The sequence below is a fragment of the Pseudomonas sp. NGC7 genome (genome assembly GCF_047159675.1).
Taxonomy (GTDB): domain Bacteria; phylum Pseudomonadota; class Gammaproteobacteria; order Pseudomonadales; family Pseudomonadaceae; genus Aquipseudomonas; species Aquipseudomonas kermanshahensis.
The window spans coordinates 3323422-3330104 of record NZ_BAAFZY010000001.1; the positions used below are offsets into that span (position 1 = coordinate 3323422).

Below are 6683 nucleotides of genomic sequence, written 5' to 3' on the forward strand. Positions count from 1 at the left end.
CAGCAGCCATCGACAGGCCCGGTGCGTGTCCGGGTTTCGGGGGCCATACAGCCTGAAGGTGGGGTGCTTGAATCCGCGGATGATCAACCAGAAGGACCTGCCGAACCATGTCTGCCGCCCAAACCTTTGCCCTGACCGTTGCCCAGCGCGACATCTGGCTGGACCAGATCAGCCACGGCGACTCGCCGCTGTACAACATCGGCGCGTACGTCGAACTGGCCGGCGGGGTGGATGCCGAGCGGCTAAACCGGGCACTGGCGCACCTGGTCGCCCAGCATGATGGCCTGCGCACTGTGCTGGTGACGCACGCGGGCCAGGGTGGGGTAGCCCGCCAGTACTTTGCCGAGGCCCTCGATGTGCAACTGGTGCAGCACGATGTCCGCAGCGCGGATGACCCGTTCGGCGCTGCCCAAGGCCTGTTGCAAACACAGATGCAGACACCCTACCGCCTGGAGGCCAGCCCACTGTGGGGGGCGACATTGATCCGCCTGGGCGAGCAGCGGTACCTGTTTGCCGTGCAGGCCCATCACCTGATTCTCGATGGCTGGGGCGTGGACCAGTGGTTCAAGCAGATCGCCGACCATTACCGCCTGCTTGAACAGGGGCTGGCATTGCCAGACAGCGCACCGTCCTACCGCGCGTTCATCGAGGACGATGCCCAGTACCAGGGTTCGCCACGCCATGACCGCGACCGCGATTACTGGCTGGCCAAGTACCAGCAGCTACCCGATGCCTTGCTGGCACCCCGCGAGCGCAATGCGCAGCACGTGTCGCCGCCCAGTGCGGTACTCGAACAGCCCTTCGATACCCGCTTGCTGGCACGTATGCGTGCCCTCGGTACCACGCTGCAGGCCTCGCCCTTCCATGTGCTGCTGGCGGCGTTGCATGTGTGCAGCGCACGTACCTGGCAGCGTGACGAGTGGGTGGTCGGCCTGCCGGTGCGCAACCGTGGCAACGCCCAGTTCAAGTCGACCCTGGGGCTGTTTACCCAAGTCAGCGCATTGCGCATGGACTTTGGCCGTGAACGCTCGTTCAGCGCCCTGGTGCAGGGGATCCGCGATGCGCTCAAGCAAGACTTTCGCCATCAGCGTTTCGCCCTTAGCGAACTCAATCGCAGCCTTGGTGCATTGCGTGAAGAGCGGCCGCACCTGTTCGAGCTGATGGTGTCATTCGAGGAGGATGGCAACGACCTACGCTTCGGTGACGTGCCCGGCCACACGGTGATGGTCTGCAATGGCCACGAGCCCACGCCCTTGAGCATCCACCTGCGTTGCAACAGCCAACGCGACAGCGCGTGCCTGCACCTGGTGCACAACCGCGCCTGGTTCAGCGATGAAGATGTGACAGCGTTGGCCGAGCGCCTGCTGCATGTGCTGGAGCAAGGCCTGGAACAGCCCGAACAAAGTATCGCGGCGTTCGATCTACTGACCGCCCGCGAGCACGCCCGCCTGCGGCAGTGGAATGCGACGGCGCAAGCAGCGCCTGAACAGGCTGAGGCGTTGATCCATCGTCGTATCCAAGCTCAGGCCAACGCCACGCCACACGCCGTGGCGGCGCAGCACGACGGCCAGCGCCTGAGCTATGGCGAACTCAACCGGCGTGCCGACGCGTTGGCCCGGCACCTGGCAGCCCTTGGCGCCAAACCTGACCAGCGGGTAGCGGTGGTCGCCCAGCGCGGCCTGGACACCTTGATCGGCCTGCTGGCCGTGCTCAAGGCCGGGGCCGCTTACGTGCCGATTGACCCTGCCCACCCGCAGGAGCGCCTGGCCTATCTGCTGCATGACAGCGCGCCAGCCGTGGTGCTGACCCAGTCGCGGCTGCTCGACCGCCTTCCACCCCATGGCCTGCCACAGGTCGTGTTGGACCGCTGGGACTGGAACACGGCAACCGCCGCAATGCCAGCCCCTGTGCAGCCGCAAGCGAGCGACCTGGCCTATGTCATCTACACCTCCGGCTCCACCGGCCAGCCAAAGGGCGTGATGGTCGAGCACCACATGCTGGCCAACCTGGTCGACTGGCACTGCAGTGCCTTCAACCTGGGCCCCGGGCGCCACCAGTCGAGCCTGGCCGGCTTCGGCTTTGACGCCATGGCTTGGGAGGTGTGGCCCGCGCTGTGCAGTGGCGCTACTTTGCACCTGGCACCGGTGCGTGACGGTGCTGAAGACATCGACGCCTTGCTCAGTTGGTGGCGCGCCCAGCCGCTGGATGTCAGCTTCCTGCCCACCCCGGTGGCTGAGCATGCCTTCGCCCAGGGCGAGCTGCACCCAACCTTGCAGACCCTGCTGATTGGCGGCGACCGCCTGCGGCGCCTGGCCCGCGAGCGGCGCTACCGGGTCATCAATAACTATGGCCCCACCGAAGCCACAGTGGTGGCGACGTCGGGCGAAGTAAACGCCGGCGGCCCGCTGCATATCGGCCGCCCGGTGGCCAACACGCAGGTGTACGTCCTCGATGAGCAGTGCCGTCTACTGCCGATCGGCGCCCCTGGCGAATTGTATGTGGGCGGCAAGGGGGTGGCCCGGGGTTACCTCAATCGGCCGCAGATGACCGCCGAGCGTTTTCTCGATGACCCGTTCAGCGCGCTGCCAGGGGCACGCATGTACCGCACGGGCGACCTGGTACGCTGGCTGCCCGACGGTACGCTGGAGTACCTCGGGCGCAATGACGACCAGGTGAAAATCCGCGGTGTGCGGGTTGAACTGGCCGAAATCGAGGCCGCCCTGGCCAGCCATGCGGCGGTGCGCGAGTGCGTGGTGATGCTGCGCGATGGCCAGTTGCAGGCTTGGTTCATTGGCGAGGCGGCGGTGCTGCCCAGAGTGCTGCATGACCACCTGCGCGAGCGGCTGCCAGTCGCTTTGTTGCCGGTGGCCTATGTCAACCTGGCCAGTTGGCCATTGACCGCCAATGGCAAACTCGACCGCCGTGCCTTGCCGACAGCGGACGAAGCCGCCAAGGTGCGCCGCGAGCACGAAGCGCCGATCGGCGACATTGAGCAACGCCTGGCCTTGCTGTGGGCCGAATTGCTGCAAGTCGAGCGGGTAGGGCGCCAGGACCACTTCTTCGAGCTGGGCGGCCACTCGCTGCTGGCCGTGCAATTGATCGAGCGCATGCGTCAGCAGGGCCTGCAAGCCGATGTACAGGTACTGTTCGGCCAATCGACCCTGGCCAGCCTTGCGGCCAGCGTAGTGGTCGGCGAAGCCGCGCACGTGCCGGCCAACCGGGTTCCGCCAGGGTGCCAGCACATCACGCCGGGCATGCTCACCCTCAGCGAACTCTCGCAGGTTGATATCGACCGCATCGTCGCCACGGTGCCGGGCGGCGCAGGCAACGTGCAGGAAATTTATCCGCTGGCGCCTCTGCAACAAGGCCTGCTTTACCACCACGTCACCGATGCTCGCGACCCGTACCAGCAGCAGGCTTTGTTCACCTTTGCCAGCCGCATGCAGTTACAGGCCTTCACCGAAGCATTGCAGCAGGTGATAGACCGTCACGACATCTTGCGCACCAGCCTGGCCTGGGAGGGGCTTGAACAGCCCCAGCAGGTGGTCTGGCGCCAAGCCCTTCTGACGGTCGACAACTGGGTGGGGGAGGCACACGCAGGCAACATTGCCGGGCAAATGCGCAGCCACTTCGCCCCCCAGCAACGGCCCTTGGACCTGCGCCAGGCACCGATGATGGCGCTGGCCTGCGCCGAGGATGCCCAGCACGGGCGTTGGTTGGGCTTGCTGCGCTTCCACCACTTGGTCAACGATGCCGTTTCGCTGCAGGTGCTGTTGGGCGAGCTGGACGCCTTCATGGGGGGGCGCGGCGAGCCGTTGCCGGCACCTGTGCCGTATCGTGACTACGTGGCGCTAAGCGCTGCCCCCGAGCGCCAGGCCCGGCACGAAGCCTTCTTCCGCGAGCAACTGGCTGGCATCGAACCACCAGCGCCGATTGCCGGGCTGGGTGGCGAGCCGGTCGACGAGGGTGACCTGCACAGCCACAGCCAGGTGATCGATGCGCCGCTGGCAGGGCTGTTGCGCGCTCAGGCCCGGCACCAGGGCGCGAGCCTGGCCAGCCTGCTGCACCTGGCCTGGGCCCAGGTGCTTGGCGCCCTCGGTGGGCGTGATGAGGTCACCCTGGGCACCGTGTTGCTGGGCCGCAGCATGGCTGGCAACGGGGCTGATCGTGCCCTGGGCATGTTCATCAACAGCGTGCCCTTGCGGGTAGGCCTGGCGAATCGCTCGGTCGACCAGGCGCTGAGCGAGACTCACGCGCGGCTGGCCGCCTTGCTTGGCCATGAAGATGCGCCGCTGATCCTCGCTCAGCAGTGCAGTGGTTTGTCCGCCGGCACGCCGCTGTTCAACAGCCTGATCAACTACCGCCAAGGGGCAGTAATGCTCGGTCCAGTATTGCCCGGCGTAGAGCTGGCCGAAGCCAGTGAAGTACACAGCCATGGCCTGGTCCTCACGGTGGACGACCATGCCGACGGGCTACAGCTCGCTCTGCGCGCGCCGCGTGCGATTGGCGCGCAGCGGGTGCTGAACTACTTGTTGACCACCTTGCGCCAACTGGGCAATGCCCTGGCCGAGCGCCGCAGCACGCGCCTGGATGCACTGTGCGCGGTGCCGGACGGCGAGCTGCACCGCTTGCTGCAGGGCTTCAACGCCACCGAAGACCCGCAAAGCCCGGTCAGGCAGACCTTGCCGGCGCTGTTCCAGGCCCAGGTGCGGCGTACACCCCATGCCATCGCCCTGCAGGCTGAGGACGGCTGCCTCGATTACCAAGCCCTCAACGCCCAGGCCAACCGCCTGGCCCACCACCTGATCGCCCTGGGTGTTAAGCCCGACGCGCGGGTGGCGGTTTGTGTCGAACGTGGCGTTGCACTGATGGTCGCCTTGCTGGGCGTGCTTAAGGCCGGCGGCGCCTACGTGCCACTCGACCCCGCTTACCCGGCCGAGCGGCTGCGCTTCATGCTGGAAGACAGCACGCCGTCGGTGGTGCTGGTGCACGGCGCTACCCTGGGCCTGTTCGAGCCAATGCCACGCCCTGTGCTTGACCTTGACCGGGGCGATTGGCACGCCTGCTCGGCAGCCGACCCGCAAGTGCCGGGCCTGGGCCCGAGGCAGTTGGCCTATGTGATGTACACCTCGGGCTCCACCGGCACCCCGAAGGGGGTGATGGTCGAGCACCGTGGCCTGTGCAACCTGATGCACTGGGGCTCGCGCATCTGCCCGCCACGCCCGGGCGATGCCTTGCTGCAACGGGCGCCGTTCACCTTCGACGGTTCGGTCTGGGAGCTGTTCTGGCCGCTGACCGCCGGTTTGCGCCTGATCCTGGCGCGCCCGGATGGGCACCGTGACCCGGCGTACCTGGTGCAGTTGGTGCAGGCCAGGCAGGTGACCACGATCAAATTCGTCCCGGCGCTGCTGCATCAGTTTTTGGAAGAGCCGGGTGTTGAGCGTTGCACGAGCCTGACGGACATCTTCTGCGGCGGCGGTGAACTGACATTGGCGCTGGTACAACGCCTGCGCGAATGTCTGCCCACGGTGCGCCTGCACAACGTCTATGGCCCGACCGAAGCGACGGTAGACAGCACCGCCTGGACCCTGCAGCCGCACGAACCGCTGCCGTTGATCGCGCCCCCGATCGGCCGGCCGATCGCCAATACCCGCCTGTATGTGCTCGATGCGCATGACCGCCCGGTGCCACTCGGCGCGGTGGGCCAGTTGCACATTGGCGGCGTCGGCGTGGCCCGCGGCTACCTCGGTTTGCCGGCATTGCAGGCTGAGCGCTTCATCGCCAGCCCGTTCGTCGAGGGCGACCGCCTGTATCGCACGGGGGACTTGGTGCGGTACCGCCTGGACGGTGAGCTGGACTTTGTCGGCCGCAACGATTTCCAGGTCAAGCTGCGTGGGTTGCGGGTCGAGCTGGGGGAAATCGAAGCGTCGCTGACGGCGCATCCGGCCATTGGGCAGGCCGTGGTGCTGATGCGCGAAGAGCGCCTGGTGGCCTACTTCACCTGCCGTGAGGGCAGTAGCGCACCCGCGCTTGAGGTGCTGCGCAGCCACGTGCTGGCGCGCATGCCCGATTACATGGTGCCGCAGGCGTTCGTGGCCCTGGCCGAGCTGCCGTTGAGCAACAACGGCAAGGTCGACCGCCAGGCCTTGCCAGCGCCGGGGGCCGAGGCAGTGATCAGCCGCCAGTACCAGGCCCCGCGTGGCGAGCTGGAAACCGCGCTGGCCGAGATCTGGACCGATGTGCTGAAGATCGAGCAGGTTGGGCGTGACGACAACTTCTTCGAGCTGGGCGGCCACTCACTGCTGGCGGTCAGCCTGGTGGCACGCATGCGCCAGGCCGGGTTGCATGTGGATGCCCGCACCTTGTTCAGCCAGCCGACCCTGGCTGCGCTGGCCGCCAGCACCCGCCTCGAGCAGGTCGAGGTGGTGATACCGGAGACCACCATTCCCAGCCTGGGCAAACGCAGGCGCATCTGAGATTGCCGGGGCCGCGTTGCGGCCCATCGCCGGCAAGCCAGCTCCTACAGGGTGCTCACAAGGTCTAAGCCTGCGCAGATACCTGTGGGAGCCGTCTTGCCGGCGATCGCTTTCCGAAATTGTCCCCGCTTCCCATGTCAGACCGACCGGTCACGATCCTTTAGCGTGTCCACGATTCCCATTCCAGGCAAAGCAGGATGCTTACCG

General features: G+C 66.6%; 1 protein-coding gene. It reads left to right on the forward strand.

All coding sequences use genetic code 11. The features are described 5' to 3' along the window. The first annotated feature begins 107 nt into the window (after window positions 1-107). Complete coding sequence (locus ACMCNM_RS15075) at window positions 108-6476, forward strand: amino acid adenylation domain-containing protein (protein ID WP_412764777.1); 6369 nt, start codon at window positions 108-110, stop codon at window positions 6474-6476. The last annotated feature ends 207 nt before the right edge of the window (window positions 6477-6683 follow it).

Bases quoted from the DNA above. Each gene is read 5' to 3' on its own strand.
- ACMCNM_RS15075 (WP_412764777.1), top strand. From the start codon at position 108: ATGTCTGCCGCCCAAACCTTTGCCCTGACCGTTGCCCAGCGCGACATC.